A 24,945-nucleotide genomic window follows, 5' to 3' on the forward strand; every position below is an offset into this window, starting at 1 on the left:
CAACTTCTCCCCGCACCGGCACCCCGATGTCCGCGCCTGGGCCGCCGACAACAACACCGAACTGGTGTTCCTGCCGATCTACTCCAGCTGGTTGAACTGGATCGAGTCCGAGTTCGCCGCCCTGCGCTACTTCGCCCTCAACGGCACCGACCACCGCAGCCACACCGAACAGAACGCTGCCATCGCCTCGTTCATCCGCTGGCGCAACGCCCGAGCCCGACCCAAGACCGGCTTCGCCACCGACTCACCCATCCGCACCTGGACCGATTACCCGGCCAGGGCTGCGTGACAAGCCACTAGGTTTGTGGTGTGAGTCGGCGGATGGTGGTGCGGATCATCGCCCAGCGGACGATGGCCTCGTGGTGGTGTGGGAGACGTTCGTAGTCGCGGGCGCAGCGGCGGTAGCCGGTGCCGGCCCACACGAGCGAGAGGCGGCCGCCCGCCCGGTCGCAGACCCGTCGGAGCAGGGACCGGGCGGCCCGTTTGTCGTGGATGCTCGCCGGGGTGACCAGCACCGCGATCAGCAGCCCCATCGTGTCCACCACGATGTGGCGCTTGCGGCCCTGGACCTTCTTGGCCGCGTCCCAGCCCCGACTGTCGCGGCCGACGGTCGGGGCGGCGCGCAGCGACTGGGAGCCGATCACCCCGGCCGAGGGCGCCGCCACGCGCCCGGTCCTCAATCGGACCCGGTCGCGGACGATGTCGAGCAGGCGTTGACTCGCGCCGGCCAACTCCCAGGCGGCGAAGCGCTGGTAGACGGTGTTCCAGGGCGGGAAATCGGCGGGCAGGGCACGCCACTTGGCGCCGTTGTCGACCGTGTGCAGGATCGCGTCCACGACCATGCGGCGGCAGTGCTTCTCGGGGCGACCGCTCTGGCCTGCGAGCCAGGGCGGGTCGGGCAGCAACGGGTCGACGAGAGCCCACTGGGTGTCGGTCAGATCAGTCGGGTAACGACGCCGACGAACGGCCGGTTCGTGGGTGGCGGCCAGATGACAACACGGAGTGTCGCCGGTGACAGCTCCCGCCGGGATCGGGCAGGATAACAACGGAACTCCTGGTGGAACGGCGCTTCGACACCGTCCGATCTGGAAGGAGTTCCCCTGTCTCCGCACCAAAGAAATTAACCCGCCAGCAGTTCCCAAATAGCCACTAAGTAAGTAAATCGGTCGAGCTACATGAAGACGATTTGCCGCATTTGTAACAGGAACGCTACAATTGGGGTCATGGACTTTCCGGTAGGCGTAGTATGGCAGGATATTAAGCAGGCGACACTATACTGCGACAAAATAATGCCCTGTGCGGGATACGACGAGGTTCCCGCTGAGTTTCGCATAGACTTCGAGACCCTGAAGCCTACATATCGGCAACTGGCTTCGGAATATGTTCCAAATATCGGCGAGTCCGAGTGGGAAGCATTTGTTCGCTCCATTCATACGCCGGATTACGAATACGATGACGAGACCTCATGGACGGCTGATGACACGGTGTACGCCGCCGCACGCGCCCTTTCCTTGAGGGGGGTAGATTGCTTCACTTTCACTAGCAGGTCTCACAGGTGGGCTGAAGATGACAGGTTGTTGCAATATTCGTACTACGAAGAGAGGCGTGAGTGGTATGAGTCTCATGGTAGACAAAATGGCGAACTAGAGCCTCCACGGTATCCTTCAATTAAAACAAATAACATGGTGGAAGTGCAATTGCATCGCATGAATGTGGTAAATACGGAGCTCGCCCCCTGGGAGCAGGTTTACGATTTCAAGAAAGACAATGAATCGGTACGCGCCCTGCGTGACATGCGACTCTTGTTCGACGAAAAATTGCGAGACAAAAATTTTAGCTTTGTTGAAGATTATATATCAAAGAAGCTGGACGACTATGAACTGGCACGGAAGAAACACGGATTTGAAACTGCAACAGGTACACTGCAGTTGTTTTTGAATTCAAAGTCGGCCGCTGGGGCCGGGGCAATCGCGGCAGCGGGAATCATAGCCGACAAAAGCGCGATCTCCGTTCCTGCCTTTAGTGCGGCCGTTGTCCTAGAGTTGGGAAATGTCATTGTAAATATTATCAATCGCCGTAAGAGTTTTACCTTTTTCGGAAAAAATGCCGATCTAGCTTATGTATTTATGGCGCGCGGACAATTGCGGTCATGACATAGTGGGTGTACTGTAAATAAAATTTTTGCGTTAAGTTTGTCAAATAAATTAAAGAAATGCCAGAATGGCAATTTTCTGTGACCCGCGCTTGACATTCAATAATAGCAGCGCAATTTTTATCGTGATGTTGCAGGTTGTGGTGCGCGCTAAGTGGCTTTTTGGGGACTCTGATCTGTCATGCGAGTCGGCGGAGGATGATGCGGATCATCGCCCAGCGGACGTGGGCTGCGTGGTGGCGTGGGGGGCGTTCGTAGTCGCGGGCGCAGCGACGGTGGCCGGTGATCCAGGCCAGGGACCGTTCCACTACCCAACGCCTTGGTAGCACCTGGAACAGGGTTTTGCGTGGTCGGGACACCACCTCCACCCTCAATCCGAGGGTGGTGTGGGCCCAGCTAGGAAAGGCGCCGTGGTAGCCGGTGTCCGCCCAGACCAGTGACAATCGGGCGCTGGCGCGATCCCGGACCCGTCGGAGCAGGGACAGGGCGGCGCGTTTGTCGTGGATGCTAGCCGGGGTGACCAGCACCGCGATCAGCAGCCCGAGGGTGTCCACGACGATGTGGCGTTTGCGGCCCTGGACCTTTTTGGCCGCGTCGTAGCCGCGGCTGTCGCGGTTGACGGTCGGGGCGGCGTGTAGTGACTGGGAGTCGATCATCCCGGCCGAGGGCGCCGACACGCGCCCGGTCCTCAACCGGGCCCGGTCGCGGAGCGTGTCGAGCAGGCGTTGGCTGGCGCCGGTCAGCTCCCAGGCGGCGAAGCGCTGGTAGACGGTGTTCCAGGGTGGGAAGTACGTGGGCAGGGCGCGCCACTTGATGCCGTTGTCGACCGTGTGGAGGATCGCGTCGACGACCTGGCGTCGGCAGTGTTTCTCCGGACGCCCGCCCAGCCTTGTGAGCCAGGGCGGGGCGGGCAACAGCGGGTCGACCACCGCCCACTGGGCGTCGGTCAGGTCGGTTGGGTAACGACGTGTCCGCACGACGGGTTGGTGGGTGGACGCCAGGCGGCAGCACGGGGTGTCGCCGGTGACAGCGCCCGCCGGGGTCGGGCAGGATAACAACGGAACTCCTGGTGGAGCGGATGCCTAGACAACACCCGATCTACCATGAGTTCCCCCGTCTCCGCACCACAGAGCAGCAGTTCCCAAACAGCCACTTAGACCTCCTTTCGGAATGAGTTGGTTGGGGTTTTGGCTGGTGGGAAACCCGGTAGGATATGGCTGCGCCATGGATTGTCGGTAACGAGCTGTGGGACCTGGTCGAGCCATTGATCCCGGTCCCGACCAGGCACTTCCGCCACCCCGGCCGCAAACGGCTGCCCGCCCGCGAGTGCCTGCAGGGCATCCTGTTCGTACTGCACACCGGCATCGGGTGGGCCGACCTGCCCACCGAGCTCGGCTTCGGCTCCGGTTCGACCTACCGCCGCAGAATGCTCGAATGGGTCGAGGCAGGGGTCTGGCAGCGCCTGCACGAGGTGATGCTGACCGAGTTGCACGCTGCCAACAGGATCGACTGGTCACGCGCGGCGATCGACTCCTCCCACGACAGGGCACTAAAAGGGGCACTTCACGGGTCCGAGCCCGGTCGACCGCCGCAAGACCGGGGCGAAACACCACTTGGTCGTCGACGGTGCCGGTCACCCACTGACCATCGCCGTCAGCGCGGCCAACACCCACGACACCGGCACACTAGGCGAGATGGTCGACGCCCCGCCCCGCGTCGCGGGCACACCCGTACATCCGAGGTGGCGGCCGCAGGTGCTGCTCACCGACCGCAGCTAGGGCAGCCAGGCCAACCGGAACACCCTGCACCAGCGGGTGATCGTCCCGCTGATCGCCCGACGCGGACAAACCCACGGTTCGGGCCTGGGCGCGCTGCGCTGGGGGTCGAACGCACCCTGTCCTGGCTGCGCCAGTACCGACGCCTCCGTGCCCGCTGGGACCACCGGGCCGGCCTGCACCAAGACTTCCTCAACCTGGCCTGCGCACTGATCCGTCACCGACGACTCCACTCATTCCGAAGCCAAGAGGTCCGCCCACAACGAGCCCGAAGTCGCCAAGAAGTTGGGCTCCGATGGGCTCAAGCGGCTTCAGCGGGAGCTGGCTGACGCTATTGTGACCTTGGCGACCGAGCTGGAAGGGGCGGCTGGTCAGATCGAGTGGCCCTGGTCGGAGCAATCGGCCGAGCTCAGAACTCGGGACGTTCACCTGGCCTTGTTCGGTTTTCTCCACGGTCCGAGGGTAAACAACCCGGCCGCGATCCTGAAGCGCTGCGGTTTCAGAACACCGTCGACTTGCGGTGGGGCGACGATTGACCGGAATGCCCGTTCGAGAAGCGCGGTCGCCCCAATGGAGTCTGTCGCCCCCGCGCCACCGCCGGACATCCTGGGGCACCGAGCGCGGAGGGGTCGGATGTCCGAGCTGCCACCGAGGATGGGGCCCGCCACCACCGCGATCCTGCGCGAGGCCCACCACAAGATCCTCGCCTTCGGCGACGACCGGTTCGCCGTCTACGACCAGGTCATCCGCACCCTGGCCAAGGTCGCGCACGTCGACTCCTCCTACATCGGCCTGCTGCACGGCCACAAGGTCCGCTACGTCTACGGCACCGAGGACCAGCGGTTCGACGACCCCGTGCTGCACGCCTACGGCCCGCGCGGGCCCGTCGCCTGGCTGCTGCGGCACCGCCAGACCTACCTGCACCGCTACGACGGCGGGGCCGTGCTGCGCGCCGGGACCTCGTTCGGCGACGTCACCCGCCGGTCCGCCGACGTCGTCACCGCGCCCATGCTGCGGCCCGAGCGCGACGCCCCGGACTCGGTCATCGGCATGGTGTCCCTGCACAGCTACACCCCGGACGTCTACGACGACGAGGCCGTGCGCGCCTGCGAGTGGCTGACCGGCGTGCTGGCGCGGGTGCTGGTGCGCCAGGACGAGGACCGCGCCGCGCTGGCGGACCTGGCCGGACCGGGCGCGGACGCGGCGGGCGCGCTCACCTCGCACCGGGTGGTCGAGTACCTGTCCGGCCGGGTCGGCGGCATCCGGCGGACCGCGCTCGACGCGCTGGAGGACCCCGACGCCGACCTCCGCGCGGCGCTCGCCGAGGTCATGGCGGGCTGCGAGCGCGTCCAGTACGAGCTGATCGACCTCACCGCCCGCGCCGACACCGGCCCCGCCGCCCGGTTCGACGCGCTCACCCCGGCCGAGCGCACGGCGGCGCTGCTCCTCGCGCGCGGCCTGGGCAACCGGGAGATGGCCGCCGAGCTGGGGCTGAGCGTGCACACCGTCAAGACGCACGTGAAGCACGTCCTCGCCAAGTACGGCATGACCGACCGGGAGCAGGTGGCCGCCGACGTGCGGCGGCGCGTGCAGTGACCCGCCGGGGGCACGCGCCGCCCCGCCCCGCCTCACCCCGCGAGCGATACCGGGCCGCCCGGCCGCCGACCAGCATGGGAGGCACCAGCCGCAGCGAGGACACGGAGGCCCCATGCGCACCACCGGGAAGATCGCGGCACTGCTCGGAACCACCGCCGCACTGCTCGCGCTGACCACCGGCGCCGCCACCGCCGGACCCGAGCACCACAACACCGACCCGCTCGGCACCGGGTGCGCCTCCGGCGCGAGCACCATCCGCTCGGGCTCGGTCGGCGGCATCAACTACGAGATCCGCTACTCGGCGGCCTGCGGCACCAACTGGGTCCGCGTCCCCGCCCTCAGCGGCACGGTCTACATGCTGATCCGCTCCGACTGGGGCGGCTCGGCCGTGGGCGGCTACCAGACCGGCAGCGGCGGCTCGCACTGGACGCCGCAGGTCTACGCGCCCGGCAGCACCTGCGTCACCTTCTGGGTGCAGCGGATCGGCGGCGGCGACCCGGCCACCGGCAACGTCCGCCTCTGCTGAGCACGCGCCGCGCCCGCGCCGCCCGGACGCGGGGTCCGGGCGGCGCGGGGGCTCACCCGCAGCTGAGCACCGGGTTCGCCCAGTCGGCGTGGTCGTGCGCGTTGCCGTCACCGCCGTCGGTCACCCGGAACGACAGCACCCGCGCCCCGGACGTGTCGACGCTGATCGCCTCGGCCGCGCTCCGCCCGGTCAGCACCGGGCTCAGGTAGACCTGCCGCCCGTCCGCGAGCACCTCGAACCGGACGCTGCCGGTGCCCCCGGTCTCGTCGTCCACCCCGACCACGGCGGTCAACCGCGCGCACCTCCCGCCGGTGTGCACCCGGAACTCCGAGTCCGCGTGCACCCCGACACCGACGTCGAACCCGGTGCCCCGCAAGCGGATCGGGTTGCCGTCACCGCCCGAGTCCTCGCCGTTGCTGCGGTCGCGCTCGATCGGACCCCACCCGTTGCGCTCGTCCAGGAACTCCAGCGCGGACACCCGAGCCTCACCGCGCGGCGCGCTCGGCACGGCGGTGAAGTCCCGGCTCAGCGTCGTGGTCCCCTTGCCCGCCACCACGTCCACGAACACCGGCCTGGTCCCGGTCGGCCCGCCCTCGCGGGTGAGCACCACCCGCGCCGACCCACCGGACAGGTCCACCGACGCGGGCGTCGCCGTCCAGCCGTCCGGCACGCCCACCCTGGCCCGCGCGGGCGACGGGCACGGCCGGGTCACCACCAGCTCGGCCTCCACCCGGCCACCCGGCTCCAGCGCGGTGTCGGCGGCGTTCAGCTCCACGGCGGGCACGCAGTCCACCTGACCGCCCAGCTCGCCCGTGACCGCCTCGGCCGGGGTGAGCGGGCGCAGCAGCACCGAGTACGCGTACTCGGTCCCGGCCTCGACCTGGTACGGCTGGAGCGGCTCGTGGAACGTCTCGCCCACACCGGTGACCCGGTGCGCGGCGTGCAGCGTGGTCCAGCCGTCGTTCTGCTTGAGCGCGAACGGGTAGGCGGCCCGGTCCAGGTCGTCGTGCCGCGACACCCGCACGTCCAGGTCGCCCGCCACCAGCAGGCCGGAGCGCCCGTCGGACAGCGTCGCCCACCGGGTGTCCGCGTGGTTCCCGAAGTCCTGCGGCTTGTAGTAGTCGTGGAACTGCTCGTCCACAGTGGACTTGTACAGACCGATCGGGTCGCCCGACTTGCGGTCGTCGTAGTTCTCGCCAGGCCCGCGCCCGTACCAGGTGAACTGCCGGTACCGCTCAGGAACCCTCAGCGTGAAACCGATGCCCGGCAGGTAGCTCAGGTCCCGCATCGCGCCCTGCGCGGCGACCCGGTGCCCGACGTGGATCTCGCCGTCGCCGGTGATCCGGTAGGTGAAGGTCTGCCCGAACGACGACCCCGCCACCGCCTGCGCGGTCGACCTCACGGTGACGACCGCGTCCGCCGAGTCCCGGCCCACCTCCACGCTCGACGGCGTGGTGGTCAACCGGTCCAAACCGTTGCGGTACCAGGAGCCGTCCTCGCTCATGAACTCGTTGGACAGCGGCGCGCGCCACGCGTCCAGCTCCGGCCCGGCGGTGAGCAGCTCGTCCCCGCGCACGCGCATCGACGTGAGCGTCCCGGTCCTCTTGCTGATCGCGTAGCGGAAGCCTTGGCCGGACACCACGACCTCGTTCCCGTCCTGCGTCGTGGTGGTGCTGCCGGACCGCAGGCCCGTGTGCAGCCCGGCGATCCGGTCGCCGCCGAGCGGGAACTGGGCGATGCCGACGTCGTCGCCCGCCCGGTCGGTCGCGCGCACGGTCAGCAGGCGCTCGGTGACCGCCGACCGGTCCGGCAGCTCGACCACGCCCGGCACGAGCGGACCCCGGTGGTCGTCCACCACGCGCCCGTTGTCCGTGACCTCCCAGCGCAGCTCCAGGTCGTCGGTTCCGGTGAACTGCCGCTCGCTCACGATCGTCAACCGGTTGTCCGCGAACGAGAACCGGATGGGGGAGTGCACCGCCATCAGCTCGGTGGTCTCCGGCTGCGGCCTGCGGTCCGCCCAGACCAGCCCGTCGACGCCGCCGGTGCCCGCGCCGTAGGACTGCTGCCTCCCCTCGTCCTCCACGGTCTCGAAGTCCAGCGCCAGCACCGCCGAGCCCTTGGGGTCGGCCGCCAGCTCGGACCCGGTCAGCGCCCGGTGGTAGATCCGCACCTGGTCGATCGCGCCGTGCGCCATCCGGGTGCGCACGTTCTCCTGCATGGTCTCGGAGTTGCGCCCGATGTTCACCGGCCAGTGCGACGGGTCGACCGTCCCGGTGAAGGCGGTCTCCGCGACCTGCTCCCCGTCGATCAGCAGCCGCAGCGCCGCGCCGTCGAACGTGCCGGTGACGCGGTGCCAGTTCCCGGTCCAGTCGGCGGGCACCTTCGCCCGGACGGTGCGCCAGGTCCCGCTGTGCACGAAGAACTCCAGCGTGGTGGCGTCAGACATCTTCAGCGCGTACTGGTGATCGCCCTTGGAGATGACCGTGAAGTCACCGGTCCACGCGCCGGGCCTGACCCAGGCGTCCAGGGTCAGCCCGTCCCGCACCTCGTCGAACCTCCGGTCCCGGTAGACCTCGACGAAGTCGTCCAACCCGCTCAGGTGCAGCGCCTTCCCGCGCGGTCCGTCCACTCGGGACGGTTTGCCGGACAGCCACGCCAGGATTCCGCTCGCGTCGTCCGGGGTCGTGTGCAGGGGCAGGGCGATGTTCTGCTCCGCCCAGTCCCAGATGAACCCGCCCTGCACCTGCGGGTAGGCGCGCACGACGTCCCAGAACTCCTTGAAGTTCCCCAGGCTGTTGCCCATCGCGTGCGCGTACTCGCCCATGATGATCGGCTTGGTCGTGGTGCGCGCCTTCGCCTCCAGGCTCGACGGCGACGGGTAGCGCGGCCCCGCCACGTCCGCGAACGGCGCGTCGCCGTCCGGCACGTTCGGCTGGTGGTAGAGCGGCCGGGTGTCGCGGGCCCGCGCCAGCTCGGCCATCGCGTGGTGCGCCCTGCCGAGCCCTGCCTCGTTCCCGGTGTCCCACATGACCACGCTCGGGTGGTTCTTGTCCCGCTGCATCATGCCGGTGAACCGGTCCAGGAACGCGTCCTGCCACTCGGGCCGCTCGGCCAGGCAGTCGTTCGGGCAGTTGTCGTGGTGGTGCGTCTCGGTGTCGACCTCGTCGGCGATCATCAACCCGTTGCGGTCGGCCAGCTCGTAGAAGTGCGGGTCGCTGGGGTAGTGCGAGGTGCGCACCGCGTTGACGTTGAACCGCTTCATCAGCTCGACGTCCTCCTCCTGCTCCTCGCGGGTCACGTGCCTGCTGCCGCGCACGCTCGTCTCCGCGCGGTTGACCCCCCGGAACAGCACCCGCTTCCCGTTGACCTTGAGCTGCCGGTCCACGATCTCGATCTCCCGGAACCCCACGGGCTGCCTGCCGGTCTGGACCACCTGCCCGTCCCGCAGCAGCTCCATGCGCAGCTCGTGCACGTTCGGCGTCTCGTCGGTCCACTTCAAGGGGTTCGCAACCCGCCCGTCCACGACCGGCACCTCGGTCCCGCTCGGGTCGAACAGCCTGGTCCGCACCGAGTGCCCCTCGGTCGGACCGCCGAGCACCACGTCCGCGCTGAGCGTCGCGTCCCGGTAGTCCGCGTCCAGGTCCGTCCTGATCGTCACGTCCGCCAGGTAGGTCCTCGGCGTGGAGTACAGCCACACCTCGCGGAAGATCCCGGAGAACCGCCACTGGTCGAAGTCCTCCAGGTGCGACCCGGAACCCCAGCGGTGCACCTGCACCCGGACCGCGTTGCGCCCCGGCTTGAGCCTGCTGGTCACGTCGAACTCGGCGGGCGTGTACCCGCCCTGGTCGTACCCGACGTACTCCCCGTTGACCCACACGAAGTAGCCGCTGGTCACCCCCTCGAACCGGAGCAGCGTGCGGTCCCACTCCGGCGGGAGGTCGAACTCCTTCTCGTACACGCCGGTCGGGTTCACGTCGCGCGGCACGGACGGCGGGGCGTCCGGGTACATCTCCGTGGGGATGTTGCGGAACATCGGGTGGTCCAGGAAGTCGGTCTGCCAGGTGTGCGGCACCGAGACCGTGCGCCAGCCGTCCGCCGTCTCGCGCACGTCCTCCGGCTTGTCGAACATCCTGATCCGCCACTCGCCGTTCAGGCTGAGCCGCTGCTCGGGCTTCAGGTCCGGGTGCGGCGGCTCCTGGTTCTCCCCGGTCATCCGGGGGTCCTCCAGGTACGCGAGCGCGTCCACGGGGTCGGCCGGTCGGGCCCGCGCGGTCGCGGGCGTCAGGAGTGAGAGCGCTACCACCGCGGCTACGACGACACGACGCATGTCTTCGGAAGCTAGGGGCGCGCGGAGAAGACCGTCAACGGATGTCCGGGTTTCTGTCCGGCGCGCCCCTGCGGCCGGGCGCGGCCCCGACCCCGGTCAGCCCGCCCCGACGGCGGCCCGGATCTCCGCCTCGCCCGCGTTGGCCCCGGTGCACACCAGCGCGACGCTGCGCCTGGCGAACCGCTCGGGTTCGGCCAGGTAGGCGGCCAGCGGGGCGGCCCCGGCGCCCTCGGCGAGGGTCTGGCCGTCCCGCAGCATCACCCACTGGGCGTGCCGGACCGCCGCGTCGTCCACGAGCAGGAAGTCGCTCAGGCGCGCCCGCAGCACCCGTTGCGGCAAGGCGAACCCGCTGCCGGTCGCCAACCCCTCGACCGCCGTGCGGTTGGGCCGCGCGACGAGCTCGCCCGCGCGCCACGAGTCGTGCGCGGCCGGTGACGCCGAGGTCTGCACGGCGACGACCTCGCAGTCCGGGGCGAGCGCGGCGGCGACCAGGCAGGCGGCGGCGGCCCCGCTTCCGCTGCCCACCGGCACGATCACCACGTCCAGGTCGGGCCGCTGCTCGAACAGCTCCAGGTAGGCGGTGGCCACGCCCGCGATGATCTCCGGCTCGTCCGCCGCGCTGACCAGCCGCATCCCGCGCTCGCGGGCGAGCTCGACGGCGTGCTCCCGCGCCTGGTCGAACGTTTCGCCCGCCTCCACCAGCTCCGCGCCCAGCGCGCGCACGGCGGCGGCCTTCAGCGGGTTCGGGTCGACCGGCATCACGATCGCGCAAGGCACGTCGAACAGCGCCGCCGCGTGGGCGAGCGACTGCGCGTGGTTGCCGGTGGAGTAGCCGACCACCCCGCGCCGCCGGGCCTCGGCGTCCAGCCCGGCCAGCAGGTTCAGCCCGCCGCGCACCTTGAACGCGCCGGTCGGCTGCACGTTCTCGTGCTTGATCAGCACACCGGGCCCGAGGCCGGGCGCGGGGCGCAGCGGCGTCGGCGGGAGGTGGGCGCGCACGGTCCGCCGGGCGCGCAGCAGGTCGGGGAAGGTGGGGATTCGCACGCCTCCACGGTGACAGCGGCGAACCCATAGGACCAGGTGCGATTTTCGTCGGAACGATAGCCTGGGTCTATGGATCTGACCCGGTTGCGCGTGCTGGTCGCCATCGCCGACGAGGGCTCGGTCACGGCGGCGGCCGAGGCGCTGCACTACGCGCAGCCCTCGGTCAGCCACCACCTGGCCAAGCTGGAGGCGGAGACCGGGGTCGCCCTGGTGCGGCGGGTCGGCCGGGGCGTGCGGCTGACCGAGGCCGGTGACCTGCTGGTCGACCGGGCGCGCGAGATCCTGGGCCGGGTGGAGGCGGTGCGCGCCGAGCTGTCCGCCCACGCCGGGCTGCGCGCGGGCCGGGTCCGCCTGGCCGCGTTCCCCTCGGCCCTGGCCACCCTCGTGCCGCAGGCCGCCGCCAAGCTCGCCGAGGCCCACCCCGGCGTGGAGCTGGCGCTGACCGAGGCCGAACCCGAGCAGGCCCTCACCGCGCTGCGCCACGGCGAGGTCGACCTCGCCCTGGTCTTCGACCACGCGGACACCCCCGACCGGCCCCGCAACACCACCCTGCACCCGCTGCTGCGCGAACCGCTCTACCTGGTGACCCGCAAGACCGACCGCGCGGGCCGCACCCCAGCCGACCACGCCGACCGCCGCTGGATCGCGGGCTGCCCGCGCTGCCGCGCCCACCTGGTCGCCACCTGCGAGCGCGCGGGCTTCACCCCCAGGGTCGACTTCGAGACCGACGACCACGTGGCCGTGCAGGCCCTCGTCGCGGCGGGCCTGGGCGTGAGCACCCTGCCGGGCCTGGCGCTGCTGGCCCACCGCGACCAGGGCGTCCGCGCCACCCGCCTGCCGGACGACCACCGCCGCGTCTCGGTGGCCACCCACGGGGCGCCCCCGCTGCCCGGTCCGGCGCAGGCGCTCCTGGACGTCCTGCTCACCACGACCCGCGCGCCGAGGTGGCCGCGCTGAGCCGGGACCGCGCTGAGCCGGGACCGAGCTGAGCCGGGACCGAGCTGAGCCGGGACCGCGCCGCTACCCGCCCAGGCCCACCCGCGCGAACCGCGCCCGCGTGCGCTCGTCGGCGGGGAGCAGCGTCTCCAGGTGCAGCCCCGCCACGGCCCGGTCCGCCGGACCGGTCAGCCGCGTCGACGTGCTGACGAACCGCAGCACCCCGTCGTCCGACTCCAGCTCCAGCACCAGCACCGGTCCAGCCACGGGGGCGGGCGGCACCCCCAGATCGGCCAGGTGACCCGTGATCTCCGCCAGCAGCGCCACCTGCGCGGCGTCGCCGGTGCGCTCGGCGCGGTGCCGGAGCTGCTCGCGCAGGTGTCCCGCCCACTGCGGCAGGTTCCGGACGCGGCGGGCCAGGCCCTCCGGGTGCGTGGACAGGCGCAGCACGTTCACCGGCGGCTCCAGCAGGTGCGGCGCGCAGCCCACCATCAGCTCGGCCGCGGCGGCGTTCGCGTCGATCAGGTCCCAGCGGTCGTCCAGCAGCAGCGCCGGGTGCGGCAGGTGCGCGTCCAGCAGGTCCCGCACGCCCGCCAGCACCACCGGGTCCGCAGCCTCGGCCGCCACCGGCCCGCGCGGCGCGTACCCGCCCGCCAGCAGCAAGCGGTCGCGCTCGGGCGCGGGCACGTCCAGGTGCTCGGCCAGGCGCAGGACCATCTCCGGCGTCGGGCGCGCCAGCCCCGTCTCCACCCGGCTCACGTGCCGCGCCGACACCCCCGCGACCTCAGCCAAACCCTGCTGGCTCAACGACTTCCGCCGCCGCCACGCGCGCAGCAGCACCCCCACCGGCTCGTCCACGACCACCAGCCTAGGGCCATGACCTGCCAGGTCATGGCGCGCCGCGACCCGAGCGGACAGAGTCGTCGGCGACACCGAGACGAGAGGGACCGGACATGACCGGCTACGCGATCGCCCACCTCACCGACGTCGAGATCGGGCCCGAGGTGCTGGAGTACATCACCCGGATCGAGTCGACGTTCGAACCGTTCGGCGGGTGGTGGGTCGTGCACGGGCAGCCGCACGACGTGCTGGAGGGCGAGCTGCCCGGCGACCTGGTGATCATCGGCTTCCCCAGCGCCGACCTCGCCCACGAGTGGTACGCGTCCCCGGCCTACCGGGAGATCCTCCCGCTGCGCACCGCCCACTCGCGGGCCACCGCCGTCATCGTCGCGGGCGTGCCGGAGGGGTACCGGGCGAGGCAGACCGCCGACAAGCTCACCTGAAGCGCGGGGCCGCCCGCGACCGGCGCGCGGAGCGCCGACCGCGAGCGGCCCCCACGACCGCACCGGAAAGCGCTTACTCCTTGTAGGCGCTGAGCAGCAGCCCTGGCGGGTTCTCCAGCAACCGCCCCAGCCGGACCGCGTCGTCCTCGGACACGGGGGAGTGCGTCATCTCCTCCCACGTGACCCGCGTCAACCCGGCCGCCTGCACCGCGCCCGCCAGGGTCGCCGCCGTCCAGTAGTGCACCCGCACCGACGCGGGCGGGTCCGCGTGGATCGTCACGGTGAACGGGTCGCCCTCCAGCAGCCCCACCGGCCGGTCCACGAAGAACCCGAAGTCGCGGGCCGCCTCGTTGTCGCAGTCCGCGTTCCCCACGTACGCCAGCAACCGCCCGCCGGGGGCCAGGTTCGAGGCGATCTGCGCGCACATGCCGTCCAGCGCCTCCCTGCTGCCCGCGTAGTGCAGCACGTTCACCGCGACCACCACGTCGAACTCGCCGAGCGCGGGCATCGTCGCCGCGTCGTGCACGTGGTAGCGCACCCCCAGCGGTCGCGCCGCCTCCGCGGCCTCGGCCAACCGGATCATCCCCGCCGAGGAGTCGGTGCCCACGACCTCGGTCGCGCCGCGCTCGGCGACCAGCCGGGCGTAGATCCCGTCCCCGCAACCGACGTCCAGCACCCGCTTGCCCTCCACCGGGCCCAGCGCGCGGAAGAACGACGGGAACTCCACGTGCTCCCGGTAGAAGTGGATCGCCTTCTCGATGTCGCCGAGCTTCTCGGCCAGCGAGTCGTACTGCGTCATGGAACCCCCAGTCCGCGTTCGTGGAACCACAGTGCTCGTCGTGCCGGGAGGGCGTCAGCCCGCCGGGCGGATGGTGGCGTACGCCTGGCGCGGGGACGCCCGCAGCAGGGACTCACCGGAGAAGACCACCTCGGCCAGCGGGAGCTTGCGGTGGTAGAAGTTCACCGACGTCGGCACGTCGAAGATCTCGCTGGACGCCAGGAAGAACGGCAGCTCGGCGAGCAGGTACCGCATGGCGCGCTCGACCTGCTCGTCGCTCGCCATGCCCCGGTACCCCTTGAGGGCCAGGACTTCCCGGCTCATCTCGGCGCTGGTGCCCCGCAGCACCTCGTCCTCGCGCAGCGCCCGCTCGCACTCGGCGAGCCGCGCCCGGTACACCTCGCCGTCCGCCAGCTCCGACATCAGGTTCAGCCCGTCGCCGGGCCGGGGACCACCGGCCTCCTCCCATGCCCGGCTGACCCGGTTGCGCAGCACGTTGATCTCCGCGCGCGCCTTGCGCTCGGCCCGCTGCTCCTCGTAGCCCAGCGCGAGGTAGGTGTGCACCAGCGCCGAGTCCGGGATGACCACGTCGATCCGGTCGGACTCGCCGCGCAGCCACCCGAACAGCTCCGCCATCCTGGGCACCTGGAAGTAGCTGTTGCCGGGGCTCACGCCGAACACCACGTGCTCGCGCCGCTCCCAGATCAGCCGCGACTCCTCGGTGAACGGCTCGACGGTGAACGCGCCCCGCCGGTCCGGCTCGGGCGCGACGCTCACGTCCACCGCCCGTGGCCGGGGCTGCCCGCGCCGTCCAGGTGCCGCCTGCGCAGCTCCTGCCGCAGGATCTTGCCGGTGCCGGTCCTGGGCATGTCCTCGAAGTCGATCACGACGGGCTCCGCCAGCTCGGGCATCCCGCGCACCGCGGCGCGCCATCGCTCCCGGTCCAGCTCGCCGCCCGGCGCTGCCACGACCGGAACCGGCGGGCCGTCCGGCACCGGCAGCAGCGCCACGTCGTGGCCCCTCGGCAGGCGCTCCACGATCACGTCCTCGTGCTCCAGGCAGCTGCCGCCCGGCGTGTGGTTCACCTCCCGGTCCAGCAGCATGAGCGCGCCGGTCCTGGTCATCAGGCCGATGTCGCCGGTGTTCCACCAGTCCCCGACGGCCTTCTCGCGCCACCGCTCGGGTTCCTTGTAGTAGCCGACGCAGCGGGCCTTCGTCTTGGCCAGCACCACCCCCGGCTGCCCGGTCGGCACCGGCCGGAACGTCTTCGGGTCCACGACCTTCAGCTCCACGAACCCCGGCATGGGCCGCCCGACCTTGCGCGGTCCGGGGTTCTCGTCGCGCCGCTTGTTCGCCCGGTAGCGGGTGATCATGGTCATCCCCATGCCGCCGGTCTCCGACTGCCCGTAGCCCTCGCGCCACACCGGGAACCGGTGCTTCGAGGCGTTCAGGAACACCCGGATCACCGACCAGCGCATGGCGTCGAAGTTGCCGATGAACATGCGCACGGCGGCGAACGCGTCGCCGCCGTTCTCGTCGGCGAGCGGCACCATCCGCTGGAAGTCGATCGGCAGCGCCTCGATCACCGTGGGCCGGTGCTGCCGCAGCAGCGGGCCGACCACCTCGGGGTCGTTCTCGCTCACCAGCAGGGTCGTCGCGGGCGAGAGCGTGAGCACCGAGTAGATCCAGGTGAACGCGCGGGCGTGCACGTACGGCAGGAACATCGCGGCGACGTCGTCGCGGGTGAAGGTGAGCGGCGGCAGCTTGCGGCACTCCAGCCGCGCCATCTGCCCCTGCAGCTTCTCCGGGGTGTACATGATCAGCTTCGGGATGCCCGTCGTGCCCGAGGTGTGGGTGAGCATCATCAGCTCGTCGTCGCCGCGCGGCACGAACTCGGGCGTCGGTCCGCCGAGCAGGTCGGTCAGGCGCAGCGCGCCGGGCACCTCCCCGTCCAGGCACAGCGTCCGCTCGGCGAACGCGGAGACCAGGTCGCCGTTCGAGTCCTTCTCCTCCAGCAGCCGCCGCGTGCCGATCAGCAGCGACGGCTCCGCGCGCTGGAGCAGCGGGCGCGCGGTGTCCGGCGGCAGCAGGCCCGACAGCATCACCGGGATCGCGCCCACCCGGACCGCCGCGGCGGCGATCAGGAGGCAGTCGAAGTGGTTCTCCTTGTACACCGCGACCCGGTCGCCTGCCCGCACGCCCGCCGCGTGCAGGGCGCCCGCCGTGTTCCGGACGATCTCCGCGAGCGCCGGGAGGTCGACGATGGACTGACCCGACGGGTCGACGTCCATGGGACGGCTCATCCGGAAGAACATCGGTTTGCCGATTCGCGCCCTGCGGTCGAACAGGAGCCCCAGACTTGTTTTCCACAATTGCATGCCAGACATTGATCCCCCATGCGGTCGAAAATTCGACGCAGAAGACGGTAGGTCCGGGCTGTTCAGGCGGTCAAGAGTCCGGTGGGGCTGCCTTCGGGGGTGCGGCCGAAACCTCCGGACTGCGGTCCCGGCGTCCGGAGCTTCGGTTTCGGGGGTTGTGCCGGGGCAGATTGCGACACGTGCTCATAATATGTCGGCAATCCGACTGAAATGCTTCGGAATCGATTCCTGTCGCATTCTTGCGAGTTCCCGCCGCCGGATCGGCCCGAGCAGCGCTTCGCCCCGCCGCCCTGGTGGGCGGCGGGGCGAAGCGCGGGAGAGGGGACGCGCGGCCTCCGGGGCACGGGGCGCCGCCGGGTGCGCGCGGCCCGGTCAGCCCGGTCCGGTCAGCCCAGCTCGGCCAGGCCGCCGTCGATGATGAGCTCCTCGGCGGTGGTGAACGTGGCGTCGAAGCCCATGAACAGCACCGCCGCCGCGACCTCCTCGGGCGAGCCGTGGCGCTTCATCGGGGTGGTGTCGTCACCGACCTGCTGGAACTGCACGCGCTCCTCGGCGGAGGCGTCCACGCCCATGCTGGGGGTGTCGATGAAGCCGGGGCTCACCGCGTTGACCCGGATGCCCCTGGGCAGCAGCTCGGCGGCGAACACCTTGACGAACGAGCGCACGGCGGCCTTCGAGCCCGCGTACGCGCTCATGCCGGGGATGCCGGTGATGTTCGCGACCGACGTCGTGAAGACGATCGAGCCGCCCTCGCGCACCAGCGGGGCCAGCACCTGCGTGGTGAAGTACGCGCCCTTGGTGTTCACGCCGAAGGTCCAGTCGAAGGACTCCTCGGTGGTCAGCTCCATCGGCAGCAGCTTGGCGTAGCCGGTGTTCACGTGGACGAAGTCCACCTCGCCGAGGGTCGTCTTGACCGTGTCGGCCAGCGAGCGCAGCTCGTCGAGCTTGGTCACGTCGCAGCGGACCGCGTGGACCCTCGGGCCGAGCTCCTTGGCGGCGGCGAGCTTGGTCTCGTCGCGACCGGTCAGCAGCACCTCGGCGCCACCCTCGACCAGGGCCTTGACCACGGCCAGGCCCATGCCGTGCGTGCCGCCCGAGACAACCGCCTTCTTGCCCTCAAACCTGCTCACTGTGCTTCCTGCCTGTTCTGTCTAGGTCGTGCGGATCGGTTGACCGGGGCGGCGCGACCGCGCCGTTCCCCTGTTGCCGAGAACGCTAGGGACGGGGGATCTCCGCAGGCTCTCCGCGACCTCACCGATCCGTCCAGATCGACGACTTGCCCTGGTCGGGGACGTGAGAGCGGTAGCCCGCCGAACGGTCAGAACATGTTCAGCGCCTGCTGCGCGGCCGTGGTCCCGGACTCGATGGCGCCGTCGATGAACGCGCCGTTCCAGCCCGTGGAGATGTCACCGGTCGCGAACACCACCCGCCCGCTGGGCTGCTGGATCGCCGGGTACTGCGCCAGGAGCCGGTTCGGCCTGCGCATCCCCCACCCGCCCATCGAGTACGGGTCGCTGCCCCACGGCTGCGCCACGTGCTCGACCACCTGGACGCCCGGCGCGATCTGGGCCGTGGCCCCCTGCACCGACACGAGGCTGGCGGTGTTGAGCGACGCGTTCTCGCTGAACGCCACGGCCAGGATGTCCCCGTTCGACAGCTGCTTCTGCGGCAGCATCAGCGACAGGCCCTGGCCCTCGGCGCCGGTGGCGATCACCTTGCCCATGTCGGGGCGCAGCCGCAGCCACAGCTTCGTGGAGTTGACGACCGCGAGGCCCTCGTTGGTCGCGGCGGCGTGCACCGACGGCAGCCCCGGCGAGAACGAGATGGTGCGCCACATGTTCGTCGGGATCGCGACCACGGCGACGGGAGCGGTGTAGCTCGTCCCCGACGCGGTGACCACGCGCACCCCGTTCAGCTCCTGGGTGACGCTCTTGACCGGGCTGTTGAGCAGCAGGTCGGCCTTGGCGTCGGCCATGATCTTCTGCAGCAGGGCCAGCATCCCGCCCTGCGGCATGTAGGCCATGAGCCCGTCCCAGCCCGCCGCGGTGATCTTGTTGGCGGCCGTGGCGACCTGGATCTGCGTGAGCGGGTGCTCGCGCTGGTCCTCCCACGACGTGCAGGTGATCGGCCGGTTGACCACCCGCTCCAGGAACAGCTCGTACGCGGCCTTCGCGATGCCGACGCACGCCGCGGCGCACTCGGTCATCACGACCGGGAACAGGCCGTAGCGCCTGCCGGTGCCCGAGACGTCCGCGCGGCGCCGCAGGTGTCCCAGCCGTCGGCGATGAGGCGGGCGGGCGTGGAGGCCTTGAACACACCGGCCTTGGCCATCAGCTCAAGGTTCCCGGCGACGATCCACCGCTGTTCCTGACTTCTTGCCGTTCTTCCGCAAGGTGGGGACGATGCCCCTCACGGTGTCGAGCACCTAGGTGAACGTGGTTTCCGTCGTGGTCATCCGTCCTCCTCGATCCAGCCGTCACTGCGGCGGTGCTGCCTGTTTCGTCGATGACGTGGCCGCGCTCGGGAAAGTGCTCCCCGTGGCGGGGCGAAAGGCTGGAAGCCCGTCGCGGCCGGGATGCGCGTCCCGTCCTGAGCGCCACCACACGTGCGGCGCGCAGGCACGGGCGCTGCCGGAGGCTTCTTCCCCGCGTTCCGGCGCCGTCACACCCCCCGTGCCGGTCGACCCCGTCGCGAGTTCACTCCGGGGACGATTACCGGAGAATGACGGAGCAGTGGGCGGCCGGGGAGTCACGCTGCGTCGCGGGGGCGCGGCCGAGTTATTCCGAAGAAATCAGCGGAAATCCGACAGGGCGGCTCAGCGGCCTGGTTCCACCGACGGTGACACCATACTCACAGCGCGTTGTCGGGCTTCTTCGGCGTCCAGGTCGCGGCCTTCCGCGAGCAGCGCCTGAAAGGCCTCGGGACCCAGCGCGGCGCTCGCGGACGCGCTCACCCGGTCCACGTCGCCGCGCTCGGCTCGGGGCAGCACGGCCCCCACGTCCTCGCGGAGCGTCGCCGCCGCGCCCAGGAGCACCGCCGCGACCCCGGCGCGGCCCGACGCGGCGCACGCGCCCGCCAGACCCTCCAGCGCGAGGGCCACGGCCCTCGGGTCGCCCGCGCTGCGCGCCGCGGCGAACCCCTCCTCGTGCAGCCGCAGGGCCGACTCGGCGTCACCGCGCAGCTCCGCGATGAACCCCAGCTCCGCCAGGATCAGCGCCGCGCCGACGTCGCCGCCCAGCTTCCGGCACCACTCCAGCCACCGGCGCAGGTGCGGCTCCGCCGCGTCGAGGTCGCCCGCCCTGCGGTGCACCAGGCCGAGCCCGACCTCGGCGAACTGCACGCCGTACCGGTAGCCGTCCTCGGACGCGAGCCGCGCGGCCCGCTCGTGCAGCTCGCGCGCCCGGTCGTGCTCCTCGGTGAGCAGCGCGATCCGGCCGAGCCCCGACAGCTTGAGCGAGGCCTCCGTGCGCAACCCGAACGCCTCGGCCAGCCGCAACCCCTCGCCGTGCAGCCGGGCGGCCAGCGCGTAGTCGCCCTTGGTCTCCGCGAGCTGGGCCAGCGGGCCGGTCGCGTACAGCAGCCCCCACGCGTCGCCGAGGCTCTCGAACAGGCTCGCGCTGCGCTGGGCGTGCTGCTCCAGCGCCGCGAGGTCGCCCTGCAGGATCGCCAGCGTCGCCAGGGTCCCCAGCGCGGCGGCGACCCCCCACTCGTCGCCGGTCTCGCGGAACAGCCGCAGCCCGCGCAGCACGCTCTCCACGGTCGTGGCGTGCTCGCCGAAACCGGTCTGCGCGAACCCGACGAACCAGGTCGCCAGCGCCCTGCGGTTCGGGTCGGCGACGGACTCCAGCGACCGCAGCACCTCGTCGCCGCGCTCCGGCGGGAACGTCGGGTCCCCGGTGCGCAGCGCGAACCCGGTCTGCCACGCCACCGCCACGGCCCGGTCGTCCGGCTCCGCGTCCCCGGCCGCGCCCAGCGCCGCCGACAGCGAGCGGACCGCCTCGTCCAGCCTGCCGCGCAGGAACCAGTACCAGGCGGCGGAGTTCACCAGCCGCAGCGCCAGCGCCGCCCTGCCCTGCCGCACCGCCGTGCCCAGCGCGTGCCTGGTGTTCGCCGACTCCCGGTCCAGCGCCTGGAGGCGGTCGCGCTGGCCGGTGCCCCGCAGCACCGGGAGGGCCCGCTCCAGCAGCTCGACGTGGTGCACCAGGTGCGCGTGCTGGGTGTCCTCGGTCTCGCCCGCCTCGTCCAGGCGCTCGGCGCCGTAGGCGGCCACGGACTCCAGCAGGTGGTAGCGCCTGCCCGACGGGGTGTCCGCCATCGCCACGAGCGAGCGGTCCACCAGCCGCGCCAGCACGTCCGTGACCCGCGCCGCGTCCAGGTCCGCGCCCGCGCACACCCGCTCGACCGCGTCCAGCGCGCACCCGCCGCGCATCACCGACATCCTGCGCAGCACGGCCCGCTCGGGCTCGGTCAGCAGGTCCCAGCTCCAGTCCAGCGCGCCGCGCAGCGTCTGCTGCCTGGTCGGCGCCCCCCGCGCCCCCGAGGCCAGCAGGGTGAACCGGTCGGCCAGCCTGGCGGCGATCTCGTCGACGCCCAGCGCGCGCACCCGCTTGGCCGCCAGCTCCAGCGCGAACGGGATCCCGTCTAGCCGCAGGCAGATCGTGCGCACGGCCTCGGCGTTGCGCTCGTCCAGCGCGAAGTCCGGCGCGGCCTCCACGGCGCGCGCCAGGAACAGCCGCACCGCGTCCGACCGGGACAGCTCGGCCAGGTCCGCGTCCTGGCGCGGCAGGGCCAGCGGCGGCAGCGACCACACCCGCTCGCCGGTGATGCCCAGCGGCTCGCGGCTGGTGGTCAGCACCCGCAGGCCGGGGGCGGCCCGCAGCAGGGTCTCGGCGAGCCGGGCGGCCGGGCCCACCAGGTGCTCGCAGTTGTCCAGCACCAGGAGCATCTGCTTGCTGCGCAACGAATCGGTGAGCCGGTCGGCGAGGCTGACCGGCCCGCCCGCGTGCGCGCCGGTCGCGGTGGGCGCGTCGCGCACGCCCAGCGCGGCGGCGACCAGCTCGCACAGCTCGTGGAAGCGCACGTCCTCGTCGTCGGAGCAGGTGGGCGGCGGCACCGTGCCCAGCTCGGCCAGCCACACGCCGTCGGAGAACGTGTCCGCCATCGCCCCGCCGACGGCCAGCGCCACGCGGGTCTTGCCGACGCCGCCGATGCCGCTGAGCGTCACCAGCCGCCCGGCCTCCAGCAGCGAGCGCACCTGGACCTTCGCCCCGTCGCGGCCGATCAGGTCGGTCAGCTGCCCCGGCAGGTTCGTGCCGGGCCCCGCCGAGGCCCGCGCGGTGATCGACTCCGCGCGCGAGGCGGGCTCCAGCCGCCGCTCCAGCACCGCCTGCCGCAGCTCGGCCAGCTCGGGGCCGGGGCGCAGGCCCAGCTCCCTGGACAGGGTGGCCCGCATGTCGTCGAAGCTGCCCAGCGCCTCGCTCTGCCTGCCGGACAGGTACAGCGCCCGCATGTGGGCCGCGCGCAACCGCTCCCGCAGCGGGTTGGCCCGCACCAGGTCGTCCAGCTCGCCGACCAGCTGCGCGTGCTCGCCCAGCTCCAGGCGGATCTCCGCGTACTGCTCCCACGCGGCCAGCCGCTGCTCCTCCAGGCGGGCGATGGTGGGCCGCGCGAACTCCTGGTCGGCGAAGTCGGTCAGCGCCGCGCCGCGCCACAGCGCCAGCGCGTCGCCGAGCAGCGCGGCCTTGGTGCGCGGCGGGCTGCTCCGCGCCGACTGCCGCACCAGCGCCAGGAACCGCCGCGCGTCAACGGTTTCCGGCTGCGCGGCCAGCAGGTAGCCGGGCGCCCTGGACACCAGGAGCGCGCCCGATCCCGGTTCCGCCTCCTCGAAGGCCCTGCGCAGCCGCCACACCTTGGTGTGCAGCGCGCTCGGGCTCGACGGCGGCGCGTCGCCCCACAGGTCCTCGACCAGGCGGTCGGTCGAGACGACCGCCTCCTCGTGGACGAGCAGGTCGGCCAGCAGCGCCCTGACCTTCACCTGGGGAACCGTGACCGATCGCCCGTCCGTGGCGTGCACCGCCAACGGCCCCAGAATGCCGAAGCGCATGGGCGAAGAGTAGCGAACCGCACCGGCGTTCGTGACTTGCTGTGAGCGTCCGGTTGCCCGCCGCGCACCGCGCGGAGAGCGCGCCGCCTCCCCGCGACCGAGGGGAGGCCGCTGACCGGGGAGGGGCGCGCGCTCGTCCGTCCTCAGTGGACGGTTGAATCCCCCGCCGCGGCGAGGATCTCCTGGCGTCCGCCTGCTCGGCGGCGTCCATCAGCGGCCGGACAGGGTCTGCTCCTCACCGGTCAACGGCGCCCCGGAGAAGTTCGAGACCGCGTCGGGCGGGGAGAGGGCGTCGAACAGCGCCCCGTCGCCGGAGTGGAGCGCCCGCGCTTGACCCTGACACCGTGACAAGCTGTTCACTGCGGTCAGGAGGTGGCCCATGACCACGAGCGCGACCACCCGCACCGGGCAGCTCACCAGGGCGCTGGCGGCCGAGGACGCCTCGGTGCGGCTCAGGGCGGCCGTGGCGGCGGGGACGAGCCCCGACCCCGCCCTGCTGGACGTCCTTGTCGGGCGCTGCGCCGCCGAACCGGACTTCTTCGTCCGCGAGGCCCTCACCTGGGCCCTCACCAGGCTCCCCGCCCGGCTCGTCCTGCCCCGCCTCCGCCGCGAGCTGACCTCCCCGCTCGCCCAGGCCAGGAGCCAGGCGCTGCACACCCTGTCCAAGGTCGGGGACCCGAGCGCGTGGCCCTGGATCACCCCGGAGCTGCTGCACGACCCCGAGACCGAGGTGGCCAGGACCGCGTGGCGCGCCGCCGTGGTCCTCGTGCCCGACGGGGAGCGGGAGCGGCTGGCAGGTGAGCTGCTGCGGCACCTGGGCCGGGGCGACCGGGACACCAGGCTCAGCCTGAGCCGGGCGCTCGTCGGGCTCGGCGAGGTGGTCAGGCCGCTCCTGGCCGCGCCCGCGCGCCACCCCGACCCGGAGGTCGCGGTCCACGCGGGCGTCACCGAGGTGCTCCTGGACGACCCCGGCGCCGGGTTCGACGGCGCGTGGGACGCCGTGCGGCGGACCGCGCTCCCCGGCCCGGCGAGCCCGGAGTGCTGATCGGCGACGTGGCCCGCCACTCGGGCGTGAGCACCCGGATGCTGCGGCACTACGACGCCCTCGGCCTGGTCAGCCCGACCGGCCGCACCACCGGCGGGTACCGCGAGTACTCGGCCGACGACCTGCGCCGGATCTTCCACGTGGAGGGCCTGCGCTCCCTGGGGCTGACGCTCAAGCAGGTCCGCAGGGCGCTGGAGGACCCGGCGTTCACCCCGTCCGGCCTGGTCGGCGACCTGATCGAGGAGGCGGAGGCGCGAGCGGCCCGCGCGCGGGAGCTGCTGGACCGGCTGCGCGTGATCGAGACCTCCGCGCCGGACAGCTGGCGGGACGTCCTGCGCGTGGTGGAACTGGTGCGGGGCCTTGACTCGCCGACCCCCGCGCGCAGGCAGCAGGCTGTCCTGTCCCGCGCCGAGGTCGCCGACGCCCCCGCCGAGCTGCTGGCGAACGCGCTGCTGGCCGAAGCCGACCCGAACGTCGCGGGCGCGCTGCACTGGGCGCTGGCCCACTCCGGCGGTGACGGCGTGCCGACCCTGGCTGCGGGGGCGCGCTCGGCCGACCCGGAGGTGCGGCGCCGGGCCGTGCGGGCGATCGGCGAACTGCCGGACGTGCCGGGCACGACCGCGCTCCTCGCCGACGCGCTGGCCGACCCCGACCCCCAGGTCGGCGTCCAGGCAGCGCTGACGCTGGGCGCCCGCGGCGCGCCGGAGGCCGTGCCGCACCTGGTCCGCGCGGTGGTGGCGGGCCACAACGACGTGGACGCGGCCGAGGCCCTCGGCGCGCTCTCCGAGGACCCGGCCCAGGCGGAGCGGATCACCGGGGAGCTGGTCGACTGGCTCGCCACCGCCGACCCCGCCGCCCGCATCCGCCTCACCCAGGCGCTGGTGGAGCTGTCCGGCCCCGCCGCCCGCGCCGCCCTCCGCGCGCTGACCGCCGACGCCGACCCGGCCGTCGCGCTGGTCGCCTCGGCGCTCGTCGCGGCGCGCGGGGAAGGCCGGGGGTGAC

Annotated in this window: 20 protein-coding genes and 1 pseudogene; 9 read left to right on the forward strand and 12 right to left on the reverse strand. The window is 71.8% G+C overall.

Going from position 1 to position 24,945, the window contains the following annotated elements; translation table 11 throughout:
- The coding region (locus LV78_RS28740) for a transposase (protein ID WP_253848808.1) at positions 1-289 on the forward strand (289 nt) is incomplete at its 5' end.
- A gap of 7 nt (positions 290-296) precedes the next feature.
- Here LV78_RS28740 and LV78_RS28745 read toward each other — a convergent pair.
- Entirely contained in the window at positions 297-1,112 is an 816-nt protein-coding gene (locus LV78_RS28745; protein WP_308208770.1) for an IS5 family transposase, read from the reverse strand.
- Between the two features lie 111 nt (positions 1,113-1,223).
- Between LV78_RS28745 and LV78_RS28750 the strand changes: the two genes are divergently transcribed.
- The gene (locus LV78_RS28750; RefSeq protein WP_253848810.1) at positions 1,224-2,153 is read left to right on the forward strand and encodes a hypothetical protein; all 930 of its coding nucleotides are present in this window, start codon (positions 1,224-1,226) and stop codon (positions 2,151-2,153) included.
- A 178-nt stretch (positions 2,154-2,331) separates the two neighbouring features.
- Here the strand turns inward: LV78_RS28750 and LV78_RS28755 are convergent, their stop codons facing one another.
- Positions 2,332-3,129, reverse strand: coding sequence for an IS5 family transposase (locus tag LV78_RS28755; protein WP_253848811.1), 798 nt, complete (start codon positions 3,127-3,129; stop codon positions 2,332-2,334).
- A 236-nt stretch (positions 3,130-3,365) separates the two neighbouring features.
- Between LV78_RS28755 and LV78_RS28760 the strand changes: the two are divergent.
- From LV78_RS28760 to LV78_RS28770, 3 genes and pseudogenes are all read left to right on the forward strand, one after another.
- Positions 3,366-4,142, forward strand: a pseudogene (locus LV78_RS28760) (IS5 family transposase); the annotation flags it as partial.
- Between the two features lie 418 nt (positions 4,143-4,560).
- Positions 4,561-5,523 (forward strand): helix-turn-helix transcriptional regulator, encoded by a 963-nt coding sequence (locus LV78_RS28765; protein WP_253848812.1) that lies wholly within the window; start codon positions 4,561-4,563, stop codon positions 5,521-5,523.
- Positions 5,524-5,635: 112 nt separating this feature from the next.
- Positions 5,636-6,049 (forward strand): DUF2690 domain-containing protein, encoded by a 414-nt coding sequence (locus LV78_RS28770; RefSeq protein ID WP_253848813.1) that lies wholly within the window; start codon positions 5,636-5,638, stop codon positions 6,047-6,049.
- A gap of 52 nt (positions 6,050-6,101) precedes the next feature.
- On the opposite strand, the gene LV78_RS28775 is transcribed toward LV78_RS28770, so the two are convergent.
- Positions 6,102-10,376 carry a glycoside hydrolase family 2 TIM barrel-domain containing protein gene (locus LV78_RS28775; RefSeq protein WP_253848814.1) on the reverse strand — a complete coding sequence of 1,425 codons (4,275 nt, stop codon included), beginning with the start codon at positions 10,374-10,376 and terminating at the stop codon, positions 6,102-6,104.
- Between the two features lie 96 nt (positions 10,377-10,472).
- The gene (locus LV78_RS28780; protein WP_253848815.1) at positions 10,473-11,420 is read right to left on the reverse strand and encodes a threonine ammonia-lyase; all 948 of its coding nucleotides are present in this window, start codon (positions 11,418-11,420) and stop codon (positions 10,473-10,475) included.
- A gap of 69 nt (positions 11,421-11,489) precedes the next feature.
- Between LV78_RS28780 and LV78_RS28785 the strand changes: the two genes are divergently transcribed.
- The gene (locus LV78_RS28785; protein ID WP_253848816.1) at positions 11,490-12,377 is read left to right on the forward strand and encodes a LysR family transcriptional regulator; all 888 of its coding nucleotides are present in this window, start codon (positions 11,490-11,492) and stop codon (positions 12,375-12,377) included.
- 63 nt (positions 12,378-12,440) lie between these two features.
- Here the strand turns inward: LV78_RS28785 and LV78_RS28790 are convergent, their stop codons facing one another.
- Positions 12,441-13,214, reverse strand: a complete 774-nt coding sequence (locus LV78_RS28790) for a helix-turn-helix domain-containing protein (RefSeq protein WP_253848817.1) — start codon at positions 13,212-13,214, stop codon at positions 12,441-12,443.
- Positions 13,215-13,309: 95 nt separating this feature from the next.
- On the opposite strand from LV78_RS28790, the gene LV78_RS28795 reads away from it, so the two are divergent.
- Positions 13,310-13,639, forward strand: coding sequence for a DUF1330 domain-containing protein (locus tag LV78_RS28795; protein WP_253848818.1), 330 nt, complete (start codon positions 13,310-13,312; stop codon positions 13,637-13,639).
- 73 nt (positions 13,640-13,712) lie between these two features.
- On the opposite strand, the gene LV78_RS28800 is transcribed toward LV78_RS28795, so the two are convergent.
- The 7 genes from LV78_RS28800 to LV78_RS28835 form a co-directional block, all read right to left on the reverse strand.
- A complete protein-coding gene (locus LV78_RS28800) occupies positions 13,713-14,438 on the reverse strand; it encodes a class I SAM-dependent methyltransferase (protein WP_253848819.1) in 726 nt (241 codons plus the stop codon).
- A gap of 54 nt (positions 14,439-14,492) precedes the next feature.
- A complete protein-coding gene (locus tag LV78_RS28805) occupies positions 14,493-15,194 on the reverse strand; it encodes a tRNA-dependent cyclodipeptide synthase (protein ID WP_253848820.1) in 702 nt (233 codons plus the stop codon).
- Positions 15,191-16,720 (reverse strand): class I adenylate-forming enzyme family protein, encoded by a 1,530-nt coding sequence (locus LV78_RS28810; RefSeq protein ID WP_253848821.1) that lies wholly within the window; start codon positions 16,718-16,720, stop codon positions 15,191-15,193. The genes LV78_RS28805 and LV78_RS28810 overlap by 4 nt, the downstream gene beginning before the upstream one ends.
- Positions 16,721-17,181: 461 nt before the next feature.
- Complete coding sequence (locus LV78_RS28815) at positions 17,182-17,925, reverse strand: SDR family NAD(P)-dependent oxidoreductase (RefSeq protein ID WP_253848822.1); 744 nt, start codon at positions 17,923-17,925, stop codon at positions 17,182-17,184.
- A 188-nt stretch (positions 17,926-18,113) separates the two neighbouring features.
- Positions 18,114-19,001 carry an FAD-dependent oxidoreductase gene (locus LV78_RS28820; RefSeq protein WP_253848823.1) on the reverse strand — a complete coding sequence of 296 codons (888 nt, stop codon included), beginning with the start codon at positions 18,999-19,001 and terminating at the stop codon, positions 18,114-18,116.
- Between the two features lie 609 nt (positions 19,002-19,610).
- The gene (locus LV78_RS41120) at positions 19,611-22,898 is read right to left on the reverse strand and encodes an AfsR/SARP family transcriptional regulator (protein WP_301307538.1); all 3,288 of its coding nucleotides are present in this window, start codon (positions 22,896-22,898) and stop codon (positions 19,611-19,613) included.
- 210 nt (positions 22,899-23,108) lie between these two features.
- Entirely contained in the window at positions 23,109-23,249 is a 141-nt protein-coding gene (locus LV78_RS28835) for a hypothetical protein (RefSeq protein ID WP_253848824.1), read from the reverse strand.
- Between the two features lie 28 nt (positions 23,250-23,277).
- On the opposite strand from LV78_RS28835, the gene LV78_RS28840 reads away from it, so the two are divergent.
- Together LV78_RS28840 and LV78_RS28845 are read left to right on the forward strand one after the other, a co-directional pair.
- Positions 23,278-23,943, forward strand: a complete 666-nt coding sequence (locus tag LV78_RS28840) for a HEAT repeat domain-containing protein (protein WP_253848825.1) — start codon at positions 23,278-23,280, stop codon at positions 23,941-23,943.
- Positions 23,937-24,944 carry a HEAT repeat domain-containing protein gene (locus tag LV78_RS28845; protein WP_253849107.1) on the forward strand — a complete coding sequence of 336 codons (1,008 nt, stop codon included), beginning with the start codon at positions 23,937-23,939 and terminating at the stop codon, positions 24,942-24,944. The genes LV78_RS28840 and LV78_RS28845 overlap by 7 nt, the downstream gene beginning before the upstream one ends.
- The last annotated feature ends 1 nt before the right edge of the window (position 24,945 follow it).

Origin of the sequence: Actinosynnema pretiosum, from assembly GCF_024171695.1 — a bacterium.
In the GTDB taxonomy this organism is placed as follows: Bacteria; Actinomycetota; Actinomycetes; order Mycobacteriales; family Pseudonocardiaceae; genus Actinosynnema; species Actinosynnema pretiosum.

Excerpts from the sequence above, each read along its gene's own strand:
- LV78_RS28810 (WP_253848821.1), bottom strand. The coding sequence starts at position 16,720 with ATGAGCCGTCCCATGGACGTCGACCCGTCGGGTCAGTCCATCGTCGAC.
- LV78_RS28840 (WP_253848825.1), top strand. The coding sequence starts at position 23,278 with ATGACCACGAGCGCGACCACCCGCACCGGGCAGCTCACCAGGGCGCTG.
- LV78_RS28775 (WP_253848814.1), bottom strand. The coding sequence starts at position 10,376 with ATGCGTCGTGTCGTCGTAGCCGCGGTGGTAGCGCTCTCACTCCTGACG.
- LV78_RS41120 (WP_301307538.1), bottom strand. The coding sequence starts at position 22,898 with ATGCGCTTCGGCATTCTGGGGCCGTTGGCGGTGCACGCCACGGACGGG.
- LV78_RS28765 (WP_253848812.1), top strand. The coding sequence starts at position 4,561 with ATGTCCGAGCTGCCACCGAGGATGGGGCCCGCCACCACCGCGATCCTG.
- LV78_RS28750 (WP_253848810.1), top strand. The coding sequence starts at position 1,224 with ATGGACTTTCCGGTAGGCGTAGTATGGCAGGATATTAAGCAGGCGACA.
- LV78_RS28820 (WP_253848823.1), bottom strand. The coding sequence starts at position 19,001 with ATGACCGAGTGCGCCGCGGCGTGCGTCGGCATCGCGAAGGCCGCGTAC.
- LV78_RS28785 (WP_253848816.1), top strand. The coding sequence starts at position 11,490 with ATGGATCTGACCCGGTTGCGCGTGCTGGTCGCCATCGCCGACGAGGGC.
- LV78_RS28795 (WP_253848818.1), top strand. The coding sequence starts at position 13,310 with ATGACCGGCTACGCGATCGCCCACCTCACCGACGTCGAGATCGGGCCC.
- LV78_RS28800 (WP_253848819.1), bottom strand. The coding sequence starts at position 14,438 with ATGACGCAGTACGACTCGCTGGCCGAGAAGCTCGGCGACATCGAGAAG.
- LV78_RS28770 (WP_253848813.1), top strand. The coding sequence starts at position 5,636 with ATGCGCACCACCGGGAAGATCGCGGCACTGCTCGGAACCACCGCCGCA.